The following is a 19,873-nucleotide window of genomic DNA, read 5'->3' on the forward strand; positions in this document are numbered from 1 at the left end:
ACGGTTCCACACCTGTTGCGCCGGTAAACCGCCTGGTTATCCACAACTTTCAGTGGATAACTCATCCGGCGAGCAGGCTGGCCGGGGTATGCGGTTAACTCACCGCTCCCTGACGCAGTGCGCGCAACAGGAAGCGCGCCGGGTCGATGTCTTCCGCCAGATCCCGTTCGAGCGGCCAAGGTTCGCCTTCAAGTTGCGAGGCGATCAGTTCCGCACCGAGCGCCGCCCAGACGAGACCTCGCGAACCATACGCAAAAGCACCATAGAGGCCGTCTGTGCGAGGCAGATCGAGCGGCCATGCGCCACGCAGACGCTGGGCGTCGAGCGCGGCCTGAGCTTCGTCGGCGAGTTGGCCGATCATCGGCATGCGGTCGCTGGTAACGCAGCGGAACGCGACGCGTCCGGTTAACGCAGTCGATCGAGCCGGATCCGCGACGTTTGCAAAGGCCGGCAGCATCTGCGCGACGCGTTCCAGGTTTTCCAGGTGGCCGTCCGCGCGCAGCGACGTGTCGGGGTCGTCGAGCTCATATGTGGCGCCGGTGAGCGTGACGCCGTCGGCCAGCGGCACGGCGTAACCCTCGCCGATCACCGGCATCTGAAGCGGCGGCAGCACGGCCCCGGGCGGCAGCAAAGTGAGTTGGCCGCGAATGCTGCGAGTCGGCGCATGCTGTAAACCGGCGATGCGCGCGGCATCGTGCGCGCTGGCGACGATCACCACCGGCGCACGCGCAATGGCCTCGCCCGAGGTGTCGAATACAGTCCACTGACCGCCGGACCGCTCGATCCGCGCAACGTCCACACCGAAGCGGCGCTCAAGCAGCGGACCGGCTGCGGCGCACTGCGCCGCGCACAGCGACGCCGGGTCGATCCAGCCACCGTGTGGAAAGAACCATCCGCCGCGTGCGAGCGGCATGCCGGCGAGCCGCTGCGCTTCAGCTGCTGAGACGGGTGTGACGTAGTCACCCGGATAACCGAATGCAGCGATTGCTTCGCTGATCGAGCGGGCCTCATTTTCGTCCGCGGCGATTTGCAACAAGCCTTGACCGCCGCGCAGCGGCGCGTGACCGAGCCGTTCGAGCGCGGCCCAGCGCCTGAGCGTATACAGAAAGCCGGCACGCGTAACGCGCGAGGCGATGCTGTCGTCGCGCGAAATCATGGGATGGAACACGCCGGCCGGATTGCCCGACGCTTCCTGCGCCACCGAAGCATGCCGCTCCAGCGACGTGACGCGCCAGCCGCGCGCGGCGAGCCGTTCGATCACCGCGCAGCCCGCCAGCCCCGCGCCGATCACCACCGCATGCCTTTCGTCGACCGCGAGCGGCGCCGGCGGCTCATGACGGCGCACGCGCCAGCGCGGCGCGAAATGGCCGACCAGCATCGCCCGTTTCCAGCCGAAGCCGTCCACCTTGCGGTACTCGAAGCCGCATTGAATCAGCGCGCGCTTGATGTCGCCGGCGCTGCTGCAGGTGGCGAAGGTGGCGCCCTCACCTGCCAGCCGCGCGAGCGCCTTAAAAATCATCGGGGTCCAAAGCTCGGGATTCCTGGCGGGCGCGAAGCCGTCGAGATAAAACGCATCGGCGCGCAGCCTCAAGGCCGGTAAGCGCTCCTGCGCGTCGCCGAAAACCAGCGTGAGCACCACGCGCCCTTCATCGAATTCAAGCCGGTGCGTGCCGGGAACGAGCGTCGGCCAGGCGTTCGCGAGCGCTTGCGCGAGGGCGGCAATCTCGGGATCGGAAATCGTCGCTGCAACCGCCTTGCGTAAATCGCCGACGGTAAAGGGATGCTTCTCGGTGGATACGAAATGCAGCCGCTCGCAGCGCAACGGGTCCGCGCGCCACGCGGCCCAGGTCATCAGAAAATTGATGCCCATGCCGAAGCCGGTCTCCAGAACCGTGAAAATGCGGCGGCCCTGCCACCGGTCGGGCAACGAATTGCCGCGCAGGAATACGTATCGAGCCTGTTCGAGACCGCCTACGGCGCTGTGATAGATGTCGTCGTAAAGCGGCGAAAAAGGCGTGCCGTTGTCGCGAAAAACGAGGACGGCGGGGATTAGCGGATCGGTCATGCGCGACGGAAAATGACGCTCGGAAAAATGCCCCTGGACCTGTCGTTTCGCGCCAGGCCCCCGAGGGGAATTGAAAAGATTTGAGGCGGCCGGGTGGTTACTCACGCGTGGGATCGAACGTTACCGCGCGCGCATAGCTCGCCGGACGGCGAAAAAGACCCGCCGAACGTTGGCAAAAACCAACGCCAAGCCCCGTCCATACTGGGTTTCAGGCCTCGGTTGGCGGTCGCCGAACGCACAATTTGCGATTTCCTTGCGATATCGACCCCGGAACCGCTTAAATCTTCGAAACCCTTGTCCTGATTGGGTTTGCGCTGCGCTATCATAGCAAGCGCCGCGAAGGGAGCGGCAGCACGGCCGACGGGCAGTCATCTGTCCGGCGCCTTTGGTCCGGAGGGGATCCGGAGCCGGCGCTGCTCGACGGCGCGGCCCGCGCACGTATAATCGGCGCGTTCGCGCTGTTCGTGTCAACCTAAACTCAGAAAGGAACCTTAATGAACAAACAGGAACTGATCGACGCCGTCGCAGGACAGACGGGCGCCAGCAAGGCTCAAACCGGTGAAACGCTGGACACGTTGCTTGAAGTGATCAAGAAGTCTGTGTCGAAGGGTGATGCGGTCCAGTTGATCGGCTTCGGCAGTTTCGGTTCGGGCAAGCGCGCAGCGCGCACGGGTCGTAACCCCAAGACCGGCGAAACTATCAAGATCCCGGCCGCCAAGACCGTCAAGTTCACGGCTGGTAAGGCGTTCAAGGACGCAGTCAACAAGCGCTAAGCAGATTACTGCCAGGCAGTTGACACCCGCCAACGGCGGGTTTTTTTTCGCCCGCGCATTGTGCATTGCGCATGGAGAAGCCGCGACGGGCGTCGCGGCTTGATTGCGGCGAGCGGCGAAGGCCGTTCAGTTCAGTCGTGACGGTGCACGATTTCACCGTGGCCATGACCGTCGTGGTCATGGTTGTGGTCATGATGATCGTGGTCGTCTTCGTCGAAGTCCCATGCCGGGAACGGGTCGGCGAATTGCGCCCAGGCTTGCGGTCCCTGCGCATATTCCTCGTCGGTCAGCAGGCACGCGTCGAACTTCGCTTTCCAGACCGCCGCGTCGATGCCGACGCCGATCATCACCAGCTCCTGGCGACGGTCGCCGATGCTCAGATCGTCAGGATCGCCGTACCAGTCCGCGGCGATTTCGGCGGCCAGCTCGTCGTCGCCGTCGGGCCACTCGCTGCGATCCTGAGCGGCCCACCACATGCCCGCCGGACCGTGCCGGCAAGCACCGCCCGCTTGTGAAAGCGAACCGGCGATATCGTTACGCGTAGCCAGCCAGAAGAAGCCCTTGCTGCGCAGCACGCCCTTCCACTCCTGATGCAGCAACGCCCACAGGCGTTCCGGATGAAACGGCCGGCGCGCGCGGTAAATGAAATTGCCGATGCCAAATTCGTCCGCCTCGCCGTGATGAGCATGGCCGTGCTCGTGGTCATGCTCATGATTGAGCGATGCCAGCCAACCCGGCGCGCTCTCCGCTTCGTCAAAATCGAAGCGGCCGGTGTTCAGCACCTGCGCGAGCGGCACCTCGCCGAAACGGGCGACTACCTGTACCGCGCGCGGATTGATCCGGCCGAGGATTCGCTGCAGGCGCGTGAGTTCGTCGGCGCTCACCAGATCGGCCTTGTTCACCACCAGCACGTCGCAGAATTCGATCTGCTCGATGAGCAGTTCGACCAGCGTGCGGTCGTCTTCCTCGGTCGCGGCGATGCCGCGCTCGGCGAGCGCGTCGGCGGAACCGTAGTCGCGCAGGAAGTTGAACGCATCGACTACCGTCACCATCGTGTCGAGGCGCGCGACGTCAGAGAGGGACGCGCCTTCGTCGTCGACGAAGGTGAAGGTCTCTGCGATCGGCATCGGCTCGGCCACGCCGGTCGACTCGATCAGGATCGCGTCGAAGCGCTGTTCGTCGGCCAAGCGTTTGATCTCGACCCGCAGATCGTCGCGCAGCGTACAGCAGATGCAGCCGTTCGACAGCTCGACGAGTTGCTCCTCGACGTGAGAAAGCGCGGCGGCATCGCGCACGAGAGTCGCATCGATATTGACGGCGGCCAGATCGTTGACGATCACGGCCACGCGCAGGCCCGCGCGATTCGCGAGGATGTGATTCAGGAGCGTGGTCTTGCCGGCGCCCAGAAAACCGGAGAGCACGGTGACGGGCAATAGCGGCTGGTTCATCGCAGTACGGAGAAGCTATAGGATTGGAAGGCGTGCCGGGCTTGGCGCCGCATGACAGCGGAGCGCAACGAGGTCGAGCCTCGACGGCAACACGAAGCCGCATTGTGCATCAAAACGGGTAGAGGTCGCGTGACAGGCCGGATCAGCGCGCAGCCGGCATCAGATTCCACTTGCGCAGGATCGCGGCGATCTGCTGCGCGTACTTGTCCCGCAGCGCCGGCGTCTCAGAGTGATAGGCGCCGATTGCCTGCCACGTATTGCCGTACTTGTTCATCTGGCGGCGCAGATGCCATGCCGCTATGTAGACGTTCTTGCACGGCTCCATGAGCGTGCCTTGCGAGATGCCATACTGGGCGAGCACGGGCAGATGGATCGAATTGATCTGCATCACCCCGTAGTCGGTCGAGCCGTTCGCATTTTTATGCGTTGCGTCCGGACGATTGTGTGACTCCTGCCACGCAATTGCGCGCAGAATCAAGGGGTTGACCTTCTGATACTTCGCGGCTTCGTCAAAGCAGTCGGCGCGCGCGGACCCTGCTGATATCAGCACGGCAAGTCCTACTGCGACGGTGACGAAGTTTCGTTTCATCAGTCAAGACCACTAAGCAAAGCGCAAGAGTAAGGTTCGGTAAGGCATCGTATCGGCCATACTTCAGCCACTGACAGCCGCCGGGCCACGCTGGCCGGAAGACTGTCGGACATCGGGGAAAACCCCGCGTCGGCAACGGGCAGCAGGGACTCGAACGGCTCGTATCATACCGGCAGGCGAACCCCCGTCAAGTTGGCTAACCGACATAAGAGAGCAGAAAACGAAGCGCTTTCGCGCCCATCGCCCGGCTATTCTTCAGCTTTCAATTGCTTGACAACAGACGGCGGTCTCTAGAGAAATCGCACGCGACAGTTCGTTTTGTGACAATTCCGACATGAAAAACTGTTACTGTTCATTTTTTTCGGACATCGGGCGGTGGGCAACGAGGGCGATGATCGTCCGCGAGGCCGGCCGGCAGATCGACAGGGCGGCGGCCTGCTCCCATGTCCACACTGCATGACCGTCGGCGGCCACGGCCGCCGGCATCGATACCCTATTCCATGAGAAGAAATCGTATGGCTTTGCGTCGCGTCGCAACGGCGCTGCTGGTGGCTGGCTTGATCACCGCGCAGACAGCACAGGCACAGGTGACACTGAACTTCGTCAACGCGGACATCGACCAGGTGGCCAAGGCGATTGGCGCGGCAACCGGCAAAACGATTATCGTCGACCCGCGTGTGAAAGGTCAGTTGAATCTCGTGTCGGAAAACGCAGTGCCCGAAGATCAGGCGCTGAAAACCTTGCAGTCCGCGTTGCGCATGCAGGGCTTCGCGCTCGTGCAGGATCACGGCGTACTGAAAGTCGTGCCCGAGGCCGACGCGAAGCTGCAAGGCGTGCCGACCTACGTCGGCAATACGCCAGTCGCGCGCGGCGACCAGGTGGTCACGCAGGTATTCGTTCTGAAGAATGAATCGGCCAACAATCTGTTGCCGGTGCTGCGTCCGCTCATCTCGCCGAACAATACCGTGGCGGCCTACCCCGCCAACAACACGATTGTAGTTACCGACTACGCCGACAACGTGCGGCGGATTGCCCAGATCATCCAGGGCGTGGATTCCGCCGCGGGCCAGTCGGTGTCGGTGGTGCAGCTGAAGAACGCCAACGCGATCGACATCGCTACGCAACTCAACAAGATGCTCGACCCGGGTTCGATCGGCAGCACGGACGCGACGCTGAAAGTGTCGGTCACCGCCGACCCGCGCACCAACTCGCTGCTGATCCGCGCGTCGAACGGCGCGCGCCTCGCGGCGGCGAGGACGCTGGCGAAAGAACTCGATACGCCGACCACCATGCCCGGCAACATTCACGTCGTGCCGCTGCGCAACGCGGACGCGACGAAGCTCGCCAAGACCTTGCGCGGCATGTTCGGCAAAGGTGGTGACAGCGGCTCGTCGAGTAACTCGAACGACGCGAATTCGTTCAACCAGAACAACAGCGGCGGCATTGGAGGCAACAATTCGACGGGCTCGTCGGGTACGCCGCCGCTGCCGTCGGGCGGACTCGGCAGCAGCTCGTTGGCATCGCCGATGGGCGGCAGCGGCAGTGGCGGCGGATACGGCGCGGGCGGGTCCAACAACGGCGGCTTCGGCAACGACAAGGAAAAAAGCGACGACAATCAGCAAGGCGGCATGATCCAGGCGGATTCCGCGACCAACTCGCTGATCATCACGGCGGCCGAGCCGGTGTACCGCAATCTGCGCGCGGTGATCGACCAGCTCGACGCACGTCGCGCACAGGTCTATCTCGAGGCGCTGATCGTCGAGTTGAATTCGAACACGAGCGGCAACCTCGGTATTCAGTGGCAAGTGGCGAACAACTCGATTTTCGCCGGCACCAATCTGCAGACCGGCAGCAGCAACAGCATCGTCAATCTGACCGCGGCGGCCGTGGCGGCCGGGTCCACCGGCGGCCTTGCCGGCGCGCTCGGAAACGGGACGCTCCAGCAAGGGTTGAATATCGGCTGGATTCACAACATCTTCGGTGTGCAAGGACTCGGCGCGCTGCTTCAGGCGCTCTCGCAAACCGCCGATGCGAACGTGCTGTCCACGCCTAATCTCATCACGCTCGACAACGAGGAAGCGAAGATCGTCGTGGGTACGAACGTGCCTATTCAGACGGGTTCGTATTCGAATCTGACGAGCGCGACGGCCACTTCGGCGTTCAATACCTACGACCGCGTCGACGTCGGTCTGACGCTGCACGTGAAGCCGCAAATCACGGACGGCGGCATTCTCAAGCTGCAGCTCTACACTGAAGACTCGGCGATCGTCACCGGCACGAACAACGCGGCGACCAACCCGGCCGGCCCGGAATTCACCAAGCGTTCGATCCAGTCGACGGTGCTCGCCGATAACGGTGAGATCATCGTGCTGGGCGGCTTGATGCAGGACAACTACCAGGTCAGCAACAGCAAGGTGCCGCTGCTCGGCGATATTCCGTGGATCGGCCAGCTGTTCCGCTCGGAACAGAAGACCCGCAACAAGACCAACCTGATGGTGTTCCTGCGGCCTGTGATCATCAGCGATCGTGGTACGGCTCAGGCCGTGACGTCGAATCGCTACGACTACATTCAGGGCGTGCAGGGTGCGTACAAGCAGGACAACAACCTGATGAAGGACAACGACGATCCGGTGGTTCCGCCGATGCCGATCGGTCCGAGCCAAGGCGGTTCACCCGCGATGAATCTGTTCGATCTCGACAAGATGCGCCGGCAGCAGCTGGCGCCGCCGCCGGGTAACGGTGGAGCTGTCACGAACGGCGCCGCGGCAACCAACGGCACCGCCGTGCAGAGTAGTCCGGCCACCGTCGGGCCCGCCATACAGAGCAGCCCCGTCACGGTGACGCCTTCCACGGCGTCGCCTGGAGTGCGGCCGTGAGTACGCCGTCCACGCCGCCGTCAGCGTCTGCTACGCCAGCCGCAACGCGAGCGAGTGCCGCGACGCAAGCGACGCAAGGCGCGGCAATGTCGCCCGCCGGCGCGACGGAGCACGGCGGCCGCGAGGCGCCGTCAGCCATCGCCGCGCGGCTCGTGCCGTACGGCTTCGCCCGTGCCGGCCAGATTCTGGTCGCGCATCAGCATGCGGACAGCCTCGAGGTCTGGATCAGCGAACGCACGAGCGACGCCGCGCTGTCCGAAGTAGCACGCAACTTCGGCGCAGTGTCGATCGTACGTCTGCCCGCCGATGAGCTCACGCAGGCGATCAACCAGGCGTATGCGCGCCAGGACGGCAGCGCTGCGCAGGTGGTCGGCGAAGTGGAAGGCGAAGTCGATCTCTCGCGCTTGATGCAGGACATTCCCGAGGTGGAGGATCTGCTGGAGTCGGAAGACGACGCCCCGATCATCCGCATGATCAACGCGCTGCTTACGCAAGCGGCGCGCGAGCAGGCGTCGGATATTCATATCGAGCCGTTCGAGACTTCTTCCGTGGTGCGCTTTCGCGTCGACGGCACGTTGCGCGACGTCGTGCGGCCGAAGAAAGCGTTGCACGGTGCGCTGATTTCGCGCATCAAGATCATGGCGCAGCTCGATATCGCCGAGAAGCGTTTGCCGCAAGACGGCCGTATCACACTGCGCGTGGGCGGCCGCCCGGTCGATGTGCGCGTCTCGACGCTGCCGACCGGTCACGGCGAACGCGCGGTGCTGCGTCTGCTGGAAAAAGACGCGTCGCGCCTGAACCTCGAAGCGCTCGGCATGGCGTCGGATACGCTCGGTAAGTTCGACAAGCTGATCGGCAGGCCGCACGGCATCGTGCTCGTGACCGGGCCGACGGGCTCCGGTAAAACGACCACGCTGTATGCGGCCATGTCGCGGCTCGAAACCGCGACCACGAACATCATGACGGTCGAGGATCCGATCGAATACGACCTGTCGGGCATCGGCCAGACGCAGGTCAACGAACGGATCGGCATGACCTTCGCGCGGGCGCTTCGCTCGATTCTGCGGCAGGATCCGGACGTCATCATGATCGGTGAAATCCGCGACCTCGAGACCGCGCAGATCGCGGTGCAGGCGTCGTTGACAGGTCACCTCGTGCTGGCCACGCTGCACACCAACGATGCGGCATCCGCCGTTACGCGTTTGACCGACATGGGCGTCGAGCCGTATCTGCTGGCGTCGTCGCTGCTCGGCGTGCTGGCGCAGCGGCTGGTGCGGCGCCTGTGCCCGATATGCCGCGAAGAGCGTGTCGAGGAAGACGGCAGCGTGCGTTACCATCCGGTCGGTTGCGACCGGTGCGGCCATTCCGGCTATGCGGGACGCCGCGGCGTCTACGAACTGCTGCTGATCGACGACGACATCCGCACGCTAGTCCACCGCAATGCAGCCGATGCCGAAATTCTCGCGGCCGGCCGTGCGCAAGGCATGCGTACGCTGCGCGAGGATGCGGACCGCTGGCTCGCCTCCGGGCTGACATCGCTCGAAGAAGTGATCCGCGTCACGGGCGGAGCTTAAGCGCATGCCGGCATTTCGTTTCGAAGCAATCGACGCGACGGGCAAGGCGCAAAAAGGCGTGCTCGACGCCGACAGCGCGCGCGGCGCGCGGACCAATCTGCGCTCGCAAGGACTGACGCCGCTCGTCGTAGAGCCGGCGGCTACGCGCACGCGCGGCGAGCGCAATCAACGGCTGTCGCTAGGGCGGCGTCTGTCGCAACGCGAGCAGGCGATCCTGACGCGCCAGCTCGCCAGCCTGCTGATCGCGGGCCTGCCGCTCGACGAAGCGCTCGCGGTGCTCACGGAGCAATCGGAGCGCGACTACATTCGCGAGCTGATGGCGTCGATTCGCGCGGAAGTGCTCGGCGGCCACTCGCTGGCCAATGCGCTGACGCAGCATCCGAAAGACTTCCCCGAGATTTATCGCGCGCTGGTCGCGGCCGGTGAACATACCGGCAAGCTCGGCCTCGTGCTGTCGCGGCTCGCCGACTACATCGAGCAACGCAACGCGCTGAAGCAGAAGATCGTGCTCGCGTTCACGTACCCCACCATCGTCACGATCATCGCGTTCGGCATCGTCACGTTTCTGTTGAGCTATGTGGTGCCGCAGGTGGTGAACGTGTTCGCCAGCACCAAGCAGCAACTGCCCTTCCTCACCATCATGATGATGGCGCTTTCCGGGTTCGTGCGGAACTGGTGGTGGGCGATGCTGATCGGCGTGATCGTGCTGGTGTATCTGGTGCGCTCGATTCTCAGGCAACCCGGCCCGCGTCTCGCGTTCGACCGGTGGCTGCTCACCGCACCGCTGCTCGGCAAACTCGTGCGCGGCTACAACACCGTGCGCTTTGCCAGCACGCTCGGCATTCTCACCGCGGCCGGCGTGCCGATTCTGCGCGCGCTGCAAGCCGCCGCCGAAACGCTCAGCAACAACGCGATGCGCGAGAACATCGACGATGCGATCGTGCGTGTGCGCGAAGGCACGTCGCTGTCACGCGCGCTCGGCAACACGAAGACGTTTCCGCCCGTGCTGGTGCACCTGATCCGTTCGGGCGAAGCGACCGGCGACGTGACCACGATGCTCGACCGCGCGGCCGACGGTGAAGCCCGCGAACTCGAACGCCGCACGATGTTCCTGACGAGTCTGCTGGAGCCGTTGCTGATTCTGGCGATGGGGGGAGTGGTGCTGGTGATCGTGCTGGCAGTGATGCTGCCGATCATCGAATTGAACAACCTGGTGCAGTAGGCGTGGATTGCGCGATTACCGCAAAGGGTCACCGCGCAATCGATTGAAGCGGCGCTGCTGTTCAGCGCCTGAGCTTCAGCGCACGTAGATCGTCGGACCTGCGGGATTGGCTGGCAGGAACACTTCGGAATGCGCGCCATTGCGGTCGATGATGATCGAGCGGGCGCGGACTTCGGAGAGTTTGGTGCCTTGCATCAGCGCGCTGCCGAGCGACACCGCATGCGGCGGTTCACCGCCCACGCTGACGATGGCCGCGGCGCCTTCCCGCAAAGAGAGGATGCCGAACAGCCGCACGTCCTGGTTGGCGTTGCGCGTGAGTTGGCCGCCGAATAGCGTGGCAGCCTGCTCGGTCGAGATCTGCGCGTGCGCGGCGGCGGCGGGCAACGGCGCACTGGACAACGTGCTGATCGTGATGACCCAGTAGGTGAGCGTCGCGCAGAACACGGCGAACAGCGCGAGCGACAGAAGGCGGATTTGGATGGCGTTCATGCGCATCATTGTACGGACTATTGTGAAAATTGCGTTGGGCTGAAAGCGCCTTCTCACGGCCTTTCAACTGCATGACATTAAAATGACCGGCCGGGCGTGTTCAATGGCACCCTGATTGCCAAAACGCGAACCCCGCCCAGTCGAAAATTTCACCTGAAAAGAGGTAGCAAGCTATGCAACTGTCGACCACTCGCCGTCATGACATCGCGGGTCCGCGCAGCCGTCGTCAACGCGGTTTCACGCTGATCGAAATCATGGTCGTGATCGCGATTCTGGGCATTCTGGCCGCGTTGATCGTGCCGAAGATCATGAGCCGTCCCGACGAAGCGCGCCGTGTCGCCGCCAAGCAGGACATCGGCACGATGATGCAGGCGCTGAAACTCTATCGTCTGGACAACGGCCGTTATCCGACGCAGGAGCAAGGTTTGCGCGCGCTGATCGAAAAGCCCAGCACGGACCCGGTGCCGACCAACTGGAAAGACGGCGGCTACCTCGAGCGTCTGCCGAACGATCCGTGGGGTAACGCCTACCAGTTTCTGAACCCGGGCGTGCACGGCGAGATCGACGTGTTCAGCTATGGCGCTGACGGCAAGGCGGGCGGCGAAGGCAATGACGCCGACGTCGGCTCGTGGCAGTAGGCGCTTATGGGGTCGGTGTTTTCGTGCGCGCGGTGGGATTGAACCCCGCACGTTTCTGCCGATGCATCGTCGTTTGATTTTGAGTTGATCGTTCGTGGCCGGCACTATGCGATTGTCCCCTTGCAAGTCCCGTGTGGACACGCCCAGTACGGCTTCGCTGCCGCGCACGGGGTGGGCCGGCGCGCGCGCGCGTGGCGTGCGGCGCCCGGCAGACGCGGGCAGGCGCGGCGCCGGCAAACGCGCGGCGGGTTTCACGCTGCTGGAAATGCTGGTGGTTCTGGTGATCGCGGGCTTGCTGGTGTCTTTGACCGCGTTGACGATGACACGCAATCCGCGCACCGATCTGAACGAAGAAGCGCAGCGTCTCGCGTTGCTGTTCGAATCGGCCGGCGACGAAGCACAGGTGCGCGCGCGGCCGATTGCCTGGCAACCGCTCGATGGCGGCTTTCGTTTCGACCTGCGCACGGAAGACGGCTGGCGTACGCTGCGCGACGATCTGCTTGGGCCGCGTCGCTGGGAAGGCGGCGTGACCGGCGTGAGCATCAGCTATCCGGGTTCCGATTCGCAGCCCAGCCGTATCGTATTCGGCACCGAGGCGATCGACGTGCCTGTGCAGATCACGCTGTTTTCGGCAGCCGGGAGCGCGACGATCGTCGGCACCGGCAATGGCCGCTACGAGGTGCACTGAGATGCGTCGTTGCAGGAGCATGACGGCTCGCGAAAAGGTTCACGGCGCGCAGCGCGGTTTTACGATGATCGAAGTGCTGGTGGCGCTGGCGATCATCGCCATCGCGTTGGCCGCTTCGTTGCGCGCGGTGGGCAGTCTCGCGAGCGGCGAGGCCGATCTGCACCGCCGCTTGCTGGCCGGCTGGAGCGCGGACAATACCTTGGCGCAGTTGCATCTGACGCATGCCTGGCCGAACGTCGGCTCGACGAGTTTCGACTGTTCGCAGGGCAACTTGCAGTTGATCTGTACCGAGCAGGTGACGGCCACGCCGAATCCGGTGTTTCGTCGAGTGGAAGTCATGGTGACGATGCCGGGCGGGTCCGGCAATCTGGCTCAGATGGTGACGGTGGTCGCGAATGAAAACAACCGTTCGCTCTGAGCGCCGGCGCCGATTGGGCGTGAGGGGCGCGCGTGGTTTCACGCTGATCGAATTGCTGGTCGCGATTGCGATTCTGGCGGTGATTGCCGTGCTGTCGTGGCGCGGGCTCGACCAGATCATTCGCGGCCGGCAGACCATCACGAGCGCGATGGAGGACGAGCGCGTGTTTGCGCAGTTGTTCGACCAGATGCGGATTGATGCGCGGCAGGCCGCGTCGGATGATGAGGCTGGGCAGGCGGCGGTGTCGGTGTCCGGCAGCGTGTTGCAGATCGTGCGGGAATTCCGCTTGCCGGGTGCGGCGCCGCGGTTGCAGGTGGTGAGGTATCGGGTGTCCGATGGACGCGTGATCCGGTATGCGTCGCCGCCTTTGGCGAATATCGGAGAGTTGAGGGGGGCGCTGCGCGGTAGTGAAGGTGAAGGGTGGAGCGGTGTGCCGTTGATGGGCGGTGTTGGGTCTATTTCTGCTCAGGTTTATGTGCCCAAGGTGGGGTGGACTACGCAGATGGGAGAGGTGCAGAGTGCCATTACGGAGGCGGACAATAATCTTAAGGTGCCCCAGTTGGGGAGTGCGCCGCTGCCGCGGTCTGTGACTGGGTTGCAGGTGAGTGTTGGGGCTAAGTCGTTGGCGCGGCCTGTTACTCGGGTTTTTCTCGTCGGAGAGTGATATGAGGTTCGCTTTTTTGTCTTTCCGACGGGGTTGGTCTTTCCGGGCTTTTGGTTTTGGCCTTTCCTTGATGTCTTTGTGGTCTATTGGCGTTGCCCCTGTGCGGGGCGGCACTTACTTTCTTTGCCGCCGCAAAGAAAGTAAGCAAAGAAAGCGGCTTCACACCGCTAACGTACAAGCGGGTCCCACGCACAGCCACTTTCGTGGCGCGATCAACGCACATTCCCTCGCACAGCAAACGGCAGTGACCCGGCAGTCATCCGTTCCGGCGGCGCTCCGCGCGCCGAGCGGCAAGCAACCGAACCGCAGGACCGTGGCAATGCCTGACGGCTCGTCACGGTATCTCCGGTTTGCTTCGGCATCCGTGCGTGCATCCGCGCCTCCGGCGCTTCGCCGAGGAGAAGCCGATGGCCCCCGCTTCGCAGAAATGAAGGCACCGAGCTCTACCCTTCCGGCGAGCACATCGTGCGAGGCGGGAGGTATGACGGCCTTGTCACGGGTGTTGAATGTGCGAGGCGGCGGATTCCAGATGATCCACTACCGGGGCTGTGCGGGGGATCCGCTTAGCATTGGCGGTGTAAAGCGGCTTTCTTTGCCTACTTTCTTTGCCGCGGCAAAGAAAGTAGGTGCCGCCCCGCACAGGGGCAACGCTAATAGACCACAAAGGCTTCAAGGAAAGGCCAACAAAAAGGCCAACAAAAACCAACCCCAAAAAACCCAAACCGGCGTAGCCATAATCAGCGCCTTACTAGTAGTCGCGCTATCAGCGATCCTGGTATCGGGCATGCTCTGGCGCCAGCAAGTCCAAATCCGCCGGATAGAAAACCAGCGCCTCCTCTCACAAGCCCAATGGGTAGCCCGCGGCGCGTTAGACTGGACGCGCCTGATCCTCCGCTCAGAAGGCGACACATCAGCCGGTATCACCTACCTTGGCGGCCTATGGGGCGTCCCAATAGCCAAAACCCGCCTATCCGATTTCCTGGGCCAAATAGGCGAAGTAAGAGCACAACAAGGCGCAGAAACCTACCTATCGGGTTCGATCGAAGACGCCCAGGCAAAATTCAACCTGAGAAATCTGGTGGAAAGCCCAGCCCCAGGCGTGATGCAACTGGACATGAACCAGATCGGCGCCTACCAGCGCCTACTGGCATCGCTCGGCGCAAACAGCCAGCTGGCAAAAACCACCGCAATCCAGGTCCGCGCGAGCCTGGCACAATCGGCAACCCGTTTTCAGACCGTCACGTCCACGAACGGCACGACCGCAACCCCGCCGCCGATCCAGGGCGGCGCCACCGGCGGCAGCTTCACCAACAAACCGGGTATCGAAGACAGCGAAGACAGCTCCGCCAACGCGCCGATCCAGATGACCAGCGTCGACTCGCTGCTCGATATCCCCGGCTACACGCCAGAAATGGTCGCGCGCTTGCGCCCCTTCGTCACCGTGCTGCCGACGGTATCGGCAGTCAACGTGAACACGGCTTCGGCCGAAGTCATCGCGGCGGTCGTGCCGGGAATGAGCGTGTCGACGGCGCAAGCCTTCGTTGCGCGCAGGCAAACGGTGTTTTTCCGCAATGTCGGCGACATACAGCTCGCGTTGCGCGGCGCCGGCGTGCAATCGGTCTCGATCGACCCGAGCGAACTCGACGTCAACTCGAATTACTTCCTCATCCACGGCCGCGTGCAGCACGAACGCGCCGAGGTGGACCGCACGACCCTCGTCTATCGCGACGCATTGACTCACACTACGCGTATCGTGCGAGTAGAAGACCAACTATGAATAACGCCTTTCCCAGAGAGAGTGGCCTTTGAGCACGCTGATCGTTCTATTGCCGCCGCGTGACCCGGCGGTGCCATCGCAGGAATGGCAACTGCCGGAGCTGCCGTTCGTGCTGCTCGACAAGTCGGGCCGCGCCCAGCGCACCGGCCGGTCGGCGCTCGCGCTGCTGCCGCGCGCCTCCACCACGGTGCTGATGGTCGCCGCGCGCGACCTGCTGATGATGCCCGCCACACTGCCGCCACTGCGCGGCCCGCGGCTGCGTCAGGCGCTGCCCAATATCGTCGAGGATCAACTGATCCAGGACCCGCAGACCTGTCACATCGCCGTCGACCCGAAACCGCTCGCGGGCGGCCGGCAGCTGCTGGCGATCATCGACCGCGGCTGGTTCCGGTATATCTGCGAATCGTTCACCAACGCCGGCCATCGCAGCTTGCGCGCGGTGCCGGTCACACGCTGCCTGCCGCAGGCGGCCGCACTTGATGCCGATGTGCCCGCCGAAGTCGCGGAAACGGTGAATGCGGGTGAGCCGGCCATGGCAGGCGCGGCCGACGTGGCGACGTCGTTGCCGGGCGTCGCGCCGGTGCTGACGCCCGGCGTCGTGGCTGCGGTGCCGATGGTGGCCGCCGTGCTCGGCGCCGTGGTGCAGACCGCGCCCGCCCTGCTGCTCGAAGGCGTGACAAACAGCGCAGGCGAGCGCGGCGTGCCGCGCGTCGAACTGGCGATTGCACGCGGAGTGCAAGGCGAAGGGTTGGCAGTGCCTGCCAGCGCCGTGAACGCGACGCTCAGCGCGCTCGCCGGGGCGGCGCCGGTGTCGCTACACATGCTCACCGAAGTGCCCGGCAACGAGCCGAGTCTCGCGCCGAATAGCCCGGCACGGCTGGCTGCGTACATCCACGGCGCCAGTCCGCTGCCGTTCGAACAGCTCGCGCGGCGCGCGCTGGAGTGCCGCTTCGACTTGTGCCAGTTCGAGTTCGCCTCGCAGCCGTGGCGGCTCGACCGCGCGACGCTGCGGCGTCTGCGGCTGCCGGTGTTGCTCGCGGTCGGCGCGCTGCTGGTTGCGATCATCGGCGCAAACGCGCAGTGGCTGATGCTCGCGCGCCAACGCGATGCAATCAACACGCAGATGACCGAACTGCTGCTCAATACCTTCCCCAAAACGACCGTCGTGCTCGACGCGCCCGACCAGATGTCGCGCCAGTTGCAGCAGCTGCGCGTCGCGGCGGGCGAACTGTCGCCGGACGATTTTCTGCCGCTCGCCGATGGGCTCGCGCGCTCTCTGCCGCCGGTGCCGGTCAACGGGATTGCCGCGCTCGACTATCACGACCGGCGGCTCGACGTGAACTTCAAGCCGGAGATCAAGCTCGATCCCGATTTCGCGAAGCGCCTGGCGCGTAACGGCCTGAGCGGCGCGATCGACAGCAATACCGGCAAGTGGACCATCAGGAACGGACAATGAAAGCTGAACTCGCTCAAACATGGGCCGGATTCTGGGAGCAGCGCACCGAGCGCGAAAAAGCCCTGCTGACGTGGGGCGGCGGCGTGCTCGCCGTGGTGATCGCGTGGTCGGTGCTGTGGGCGCCGGCGCAGGAAGGCCGCTCGCATCTGCGTGAATCGCTGCCCGCCATGCAGCGTCAGTTGGCGCAGATGACCGCGCAGGCGAACGAAGCGCGCCAATTGTCGGCGGCGGCTCAAGGCGTCGCGCCGACCGGCGCCGCGCTGAAGGACGCCCTTACCGCTTCGCTCAGCGATCACGGCCTCGCGGCGACACAGGTTCAGGTGATCGGCAACGCGGTCCAGATCCAGTTGAAGAACGCGTCGTTCCCGGCGTGGACCGCTTGGGTCGACGACGTGCGCAAGCAGTTCAAGGTGCAAGTCTCGGAGGCGCACGCCACGGCGCTCAAGGAAGACGGCCAGGTGGACCTGACGGCGTCGTTGCAGCCGTCCACCGCGAAATGACAATCACCGCGACCTCGCCGTCACAGGATCTCGCATGAATTACTGGATGCGGCGCTTGCGCGTCGCGCTGCCCTGGCTGGTAGTCGCGGTGCTGTCCGCCGCGGCCGTGATGCTGACGATGCTGCCGGCCGCCTGGATCACCCCGCAGTTCGCCAAAAAGACGGGCGGCCACGTCAATCTCGTCAATCCGGCCGGATCGCTGTGGCACGGCTCGGCCACGCTGATGCTGGCCGCCGGCTCCGACATGAGCGCGGCGACGTTGCTGCCTGGCCGGATCGAATGGCGCACGGCGTTCTGGCCACTGTTTACCGGCCGCGTGCGCATGATCATGCGGCACAGCGAAGCGATGCCGGAGCCGATCACCGTCGACGCCACGCCGCGCACCGCGACTGTTACGTCCGGCTCGATCGCCGTGCCGGCTTCGCTGCTGAGCGGTCTTGGCGCGCCGTTTAACACGCTCGATCTGCAAGGCAATGTGCAGCTGTCCTGGTCCGACTGGCGCAGCTTCAATCGGGAGGCGTTCGGGCAACTGACCATCATGTTGACCGACGTCAGTTCGCGCGTCTCGCTGGTCAAACCGCTTGGCTCCTACCGCGTGCTATTTCAGGCGCAGGGCGAGTCGTCCACGCTCGACCTGACCACCATCAAGGGTCCGTTGATGCTGACCGGCAATGGCACGGTGTCGGCGGCATCGACGTCGTTTCATGGGACGGCCAGCGCCGCGCCTGAGGCCCGCGATAACCTCGCAGGATTGCTGAACCTGTTGGGGCGGCCGAGCGGGCCGGACACGGTGGCGTTGACGTTCGTGCACTGAGGCGCGCGGGCTCGAGCTACGGGGCGGGCCGATTGACACGCGGGCGGAGCATCGATGTCGTTGCGTAAAGCGGCCAGCGCTGTGGCGTAAGAGCGCGGTAGCCTCGCGGCGCTGCTGGATCTGTTGTGATGCAGAGCGTCCACGGAATAATAAAAAAGGCATGGCCGTCAAACGCGGCCATGCCCTTTTGTTTTGCTTCGACGGCCAGCGCTTCTACTCGGCTTGCGTCCGTGCCGGCGGCGTCGCCGTGCTTTGCGCGACAGGCGCAGCCGACGATGCCGGCAGCGGCGCCGGCGCTGCCACATCGCCGGTTTCGCGATTCATCCGCGAGGCGTCCCAGCCGCCGCCCAGCGCCTTCACCAGACCCACCGACGACACCATCCGCTGTCCGGCGATGTTCTCCAGCTTCTGCTCGGCCGTGAAAGCCGTGGTCTGTGCCGTCAGCACGTTGACGAAGCCGACCGTGCCGGCCTTGTACTCGTTCGTGACGATGGCGAGCGCCTGACGCGCCGAATCCACCGCTTGCTGCTGCACGACGATTTCCTGGGCGAGGATGCGTTGCGACGCGAGATTGTCCTCGACGTCCTGAAACGCGGCCAGCACCGTTTGACGGTAGGTCGCGACGTCGCCGTCGTAGGCGGCGCGCGCCGCGTCGGTCTGCGCCTGGCGCAGGCCGGCGTCGAATAGCGTCGCAGCGAGCTGCGGGCCGAGCGTCCAGAAGCGCGACGGCGCGGTCAGCAGTTGCGAGAACACCGAATTTTCGAAGCCGCCGGAAGCCGACAGCGTCAGCGACGGGAAGAAAGCGGCGATGGCGACGCCGATCTGTTCGTTCGCCGCCGCGGCCTTGCGCTCCGCCGAGGCGATATCCGGACGCCGCTCGAGCAGCGCGGACGGCATCTGCGCCGGCACGGTGGGCGGCGTGGCGGTAAGCGGCGCCGGCGGAATCGAGAAGGTCGAGGCCGGTTCGCCGACTAGGACGGCGATTGCGTGCTCGTCCTGGGCGCGCTGAACGCCGTTATCGATCGCGGACGCCTGCGCCGATTGCAATTGCGTCTGCGCCTGAATCACGTCGGAGCGCGCGGCGACGCCGGCCGCGTACTGGTTCTGCGTGAGTTGCAGCGAGCGCTGGTAGGCCGCGACCGTGTCGTCGAGCAGCTTTTGGGTCGAATCGAGCGCGCGCAGCGAGAAGTAGGTCTGGGCGAGCGTGGCTTGGGCCGACAGCCGCGCGTTGGCGAGGTCCGCCGCGGCGCCTTGCTGGCCGGCTTTCTGCGCGTTCACCGAGCGGGTGACCGAACCCCACAGATCCGGCTCCCAGCTTGCGTCGAGCTGCACGTTGAAACTGTTGCTGACGCCGGAGCGGCTCGTAGCCGTGGTCGAGTTGCCGCCGGAGGACCGCCCGTTGCCGGAACGCGTTGCACCCGCCGACGCGCCGATAGTCGGGAAATACGCCGCGCGCGCCTCGCCGACCAGCGCGCGCGCCTGCCGGTAGGCGGCAGCGAATTGGGCGACTGTCTGGTTGGCGGTGTTCAGGCGCTCCTCGAGCGCGTTCAGCTGAGGATCTTCGTAAATGCTCCACCAGTCGCCGCGATCCTGCTGGTCGGCCGGTTCAGCGACTTTCCAGCCGGGCGCGGCTTCCTTGTAGGACGCCGGGATCTCGGCGGCGGGACGCTTGTAGTCGGGGCCGACCGCGCAAGCCGCCAGCAGGCCGGTGAAGGCTGCAGCCACAGCAATAGTCAGGGCGCGAGGCGCAAGCATCCGCGCGCGCGAGATTCGATCAGACTGCATGCAATGAATTCCTTCTGGACGCCGCGGCGCGGCCAATGGCGGCACCGCCGGCCGGGCGAGATCTTGGTCTGCCGGAATGTTAGCGTATGAGCCCGCT

Annotated in this window: 17 protein-coding genes; 12 read left to right on the plus strand and 5 right to left on the minus strand. The window is 64.6% G+C overall.

The window, feature by feature from the left end:
* Positions 1 to 94 precede the first annotated feature (94 nt).
* The gene (gene mnmC / locus BPHYT_RS19575; RefSeq protein WP_012434835.1) at positions 95 to 2,065 is read right to left on the minus strand and encodes a bifunctional tRNA (5-methylaminomethyl-2-thiouridine)(34)-methyltransferase MnmD/FAD-dependent 5-carboxymethylaminomethyl-2-thiouridine(34) oxidoreductase MnmC; all 1,971 of its coding nucleotides are present in this window, start codon (positions 2,063 to 2,065) and stop codon (positions 95 to 97) included.
* A gap of 494 nt (positions 2,066 to 2,559) precedes the next feature.
* On the opposite strand from mnmC, the gene BPHYT_RS19580 reads away from it, so the two are divergent.
* Positions 2,560 to 2,838: an HU family DNA-binding protein gene (locus BPHYT_RS19580; RefSeq protein WP_006050811.1), complete on the plus strand. Its 279-nt coding sequence runs from the start codon at positions 2,560 to 2,562 to the stop codon at positions 2,836 to 2,838.
* Between the two features lie 131 nt (positions 2,839 to 2,969).
* Here the strand turns inward: BPHYT_RS19580 and BPHYT_RS19585 are convergent, their stop codons facing one another.
* Positions 2,970 to 4,286: a GTP-binding protein gene (locus tag BPHYT_RS19585; RefSeq protein ID WP_012434836.1), complete on the minus strand. Its 1,317-nt coding sequence runs from the start codon at positions 4,284 to 4,286 to the stop codon at positions 2,970 to 2,972.
* 142 nt (positions 4,287 to 4,428) lie between these two features.
* Positions 4,429 to 4,875, minus strand: coding sequence for a lytic transglycosylase domain-containing protein (locus BPHYT_RS19590; protein ID WP_012434837.1), 447 nt, complete (start codon positions 4,873 to 4,875; stop codon positions 4,429 to 4,431).
* 515 nt (positions 4,876 to 5,390) lie between these two features.
* Here BPHYT_RS19590 and gspD point away from each other — a divergent pair.
* The 3 genes from gspD to gspF are packed head-to-tail and all read left to right on the plus strand — an operon-like array spanning position 5,391 to position 10,547.
* Positions 5,391 to 7,751: a type II secretion system secretin GspD gene (gspD, locus tag BPHYT_RS19595; protein ID WP_041758653.1), complete on the plus strand. Its 2,361-nt coding sequence runs from the start codon at positions 5,391 to 5,393 to the stop codon at positions 7,749 to 7,751.
* Entirely contained in the window at positions 7,748 to 9,325 is a 1,578-nt protein-coding gene (gspE, locus tag BPHYT_RS19600) for a type II secretion system ATPase GspE (RefSeq protein ID WP_083772059.1), read from the plus strand. Before gspD ends, gspE begins: the two co-directional genes overlap by 4 nt.
* A gap of 4 nt (positions 9,326 to 9,329) precedes the next feature.
* The gene (gene gspF / locus BPHYT_RS19605) at positions 9,330 to 10,547 is read left to right on the plus strand and encodes a type II secretion system inner membrane protein GspF (RefSeq protein ID WP_012434840.1); all 1,218 of its coding nucleotides are present in this window, start codon (positions 9,330 to 9,332) and stop codon (positions 10,545 to 10,547) included.
* Between the two features lie 75 nt (positions 10,548 to 10,622).
* On the opposite strand, the gene BPHYT_RS19610 is transcribed toward gspF, so the two are convergent.
* The gene (locus tag BPHYT_RS19610) at positions 10,623 to 11,036 is read right to left on the minus strand and encodes a general secretion pathway protein GspC (protein WP_041759069.1); all 414 of its coding nucleotides are present in this window, start codon (positions 11,034 to 11,036) and stop codon (positions 10,623 to 10,625) included.
* A gap of 173 nt (positions 11,037 to 11,209) precedes the next feature.
* Between BPHYT_RS19610 and gspG the strand changes: the two genes are divergently transcribed.
* The 8 genes from gspG (at position 11,210) to BPHYT_RS19650 (ending at position 17,991) form a co-directional block, all read left to right on the plus strand.
* On the plus strand, positions 11,210 to 11,674 hold the full coding sequence (gene gspG, locus BPHYT_RS19615; protein WP_012434842.1) for a type II secretion system major pseudopilin GspG: 465 nt from the start codon (positions 11,210 to 11,212) through the stop codon (positions 11,672 to 11,674).
* A 106-nt stretch (positions 11,675 to 11,780) separates the two neighbouring features.
* Positions 11,781 to 12,362 carry a GspH/FimT family pseudopilin gene (locus tag BPHYT_RS19620; protein WP_012434843.1) on the plus strand — a complete coding sequence of 194 codons (582 nt, stop codon included), beginning with the start codon at positions 11,781 to 11,783 and terminating at the stop codon, positions 12,360 to 12,362.
* Position 12,363: 1 nt separating this feature from the next.
* Positions 12,364 to 12,780, plus strand: coding sequence for a type II secretion system minor pseudopilin GspI (gspI, locus tag BPHYT_RS19625; protein WP_012434844.1), 417 nt, complete (start codon positions 12,364 to 12,366; stop codon positions 12,778 to 12,780).
* Positions 12,758 to 13,444 (plus strand): PulJ/GspJ family protein, encoded by a 687-nt coding sequence (locus tag BPHYT_RS19630; RefSeq protein WP_012434845.1) that lies wholly within the window; start codon positions 12,758 to 12,760, stop codon positions 13,442 to 13,444. The genes gspI and BPHYT_RS19630 overlap by 23 nt, the downstream gene beginning before the upstream one ends.
* Positions 13,445 to 13,925: 481 nt before the next feature.
* Positions 13,926 to 15,221 (plus strand): type II secretion system minor pseudopilin GspK, encoded by a 1,296-nt coding sequence (gene gspK, locus BPHYT_RS19635; RefSeq protein ID WP_012434846.1) that lies wholly within the window; start codon positions 13,926 to 13,928, stop codon positions 15,219 to 15,221.
* Positions 15,222 to 15,249: 28 nt separating this feature from the next.
* On the plus strand, positions 15,250 to 16,677 hold the full coding sequence (gspL, locus tag BPHYT_RS19640) for a type II secretion system protein GspL (protein WP_012434847.1): 1,428 nt from the start codon (positions 15,250 to 15,252) through the stop codon (positions 16,675 to 16,677).
* Positions 16,674 to 17,177, plus strand: coding sequence for a type II secretion system protein M (locus BPHYT_RS19645; RefSeq protein WP_012434848.1), 504 nt, complete (start codon positions 16,674 to 16,676; stop codon positions 17,175 to 17,177). The genes gspL and BPHYT_RS19645 overlap by 4 nt, the downstream gene beginning before the upstream one ends.
* 34 nt (positions 17,178 to 17,211) lie before the next feature.
* Positions 17,212 to 17,991, plus strand: a complete 780-nt coding sequence (locus BPHYT_RS19650; RefSeq protein ID WP_012434849.1) for a type II secretion system protein N — start codon at positions 17,212 to 17,214, stop codon at positions 17,989 to 17,991.
* A gap of 213 nt (positions 17,992 to 18,204) precedes the next feature.
* Here the strand turns inward: BPHYT_RS19650 and BPHYT_RS19655 are convergent, their stop codons facing one another.
* Positions 18,205 to 19,776, minus strand: a complete 1,572-nt coding sequence (locus BPHYT_RS19655; protein ID WP_012434850.1) for an efflux transporter outer membrane subunit — start codon at positions 19,774 to 19,776, stop codon at positions 18,205 to 18,207.
* Between the last annotated feature and the right edge of the window lie 97 nt (positions 19,777 to 19,873).

Origin of the sequence: Paraburkholderia phytofirmans PsJN (assembly GCF_000020125.1) — a bacterium.
Classification (GTDB): domain Bacteria; phylum Pseudomonadota; class Gammaproteobacteria; order Burkholderiales; family Burkholderiaceae; genus Paraburkholderia; species Paraburkholderia phytofirmans.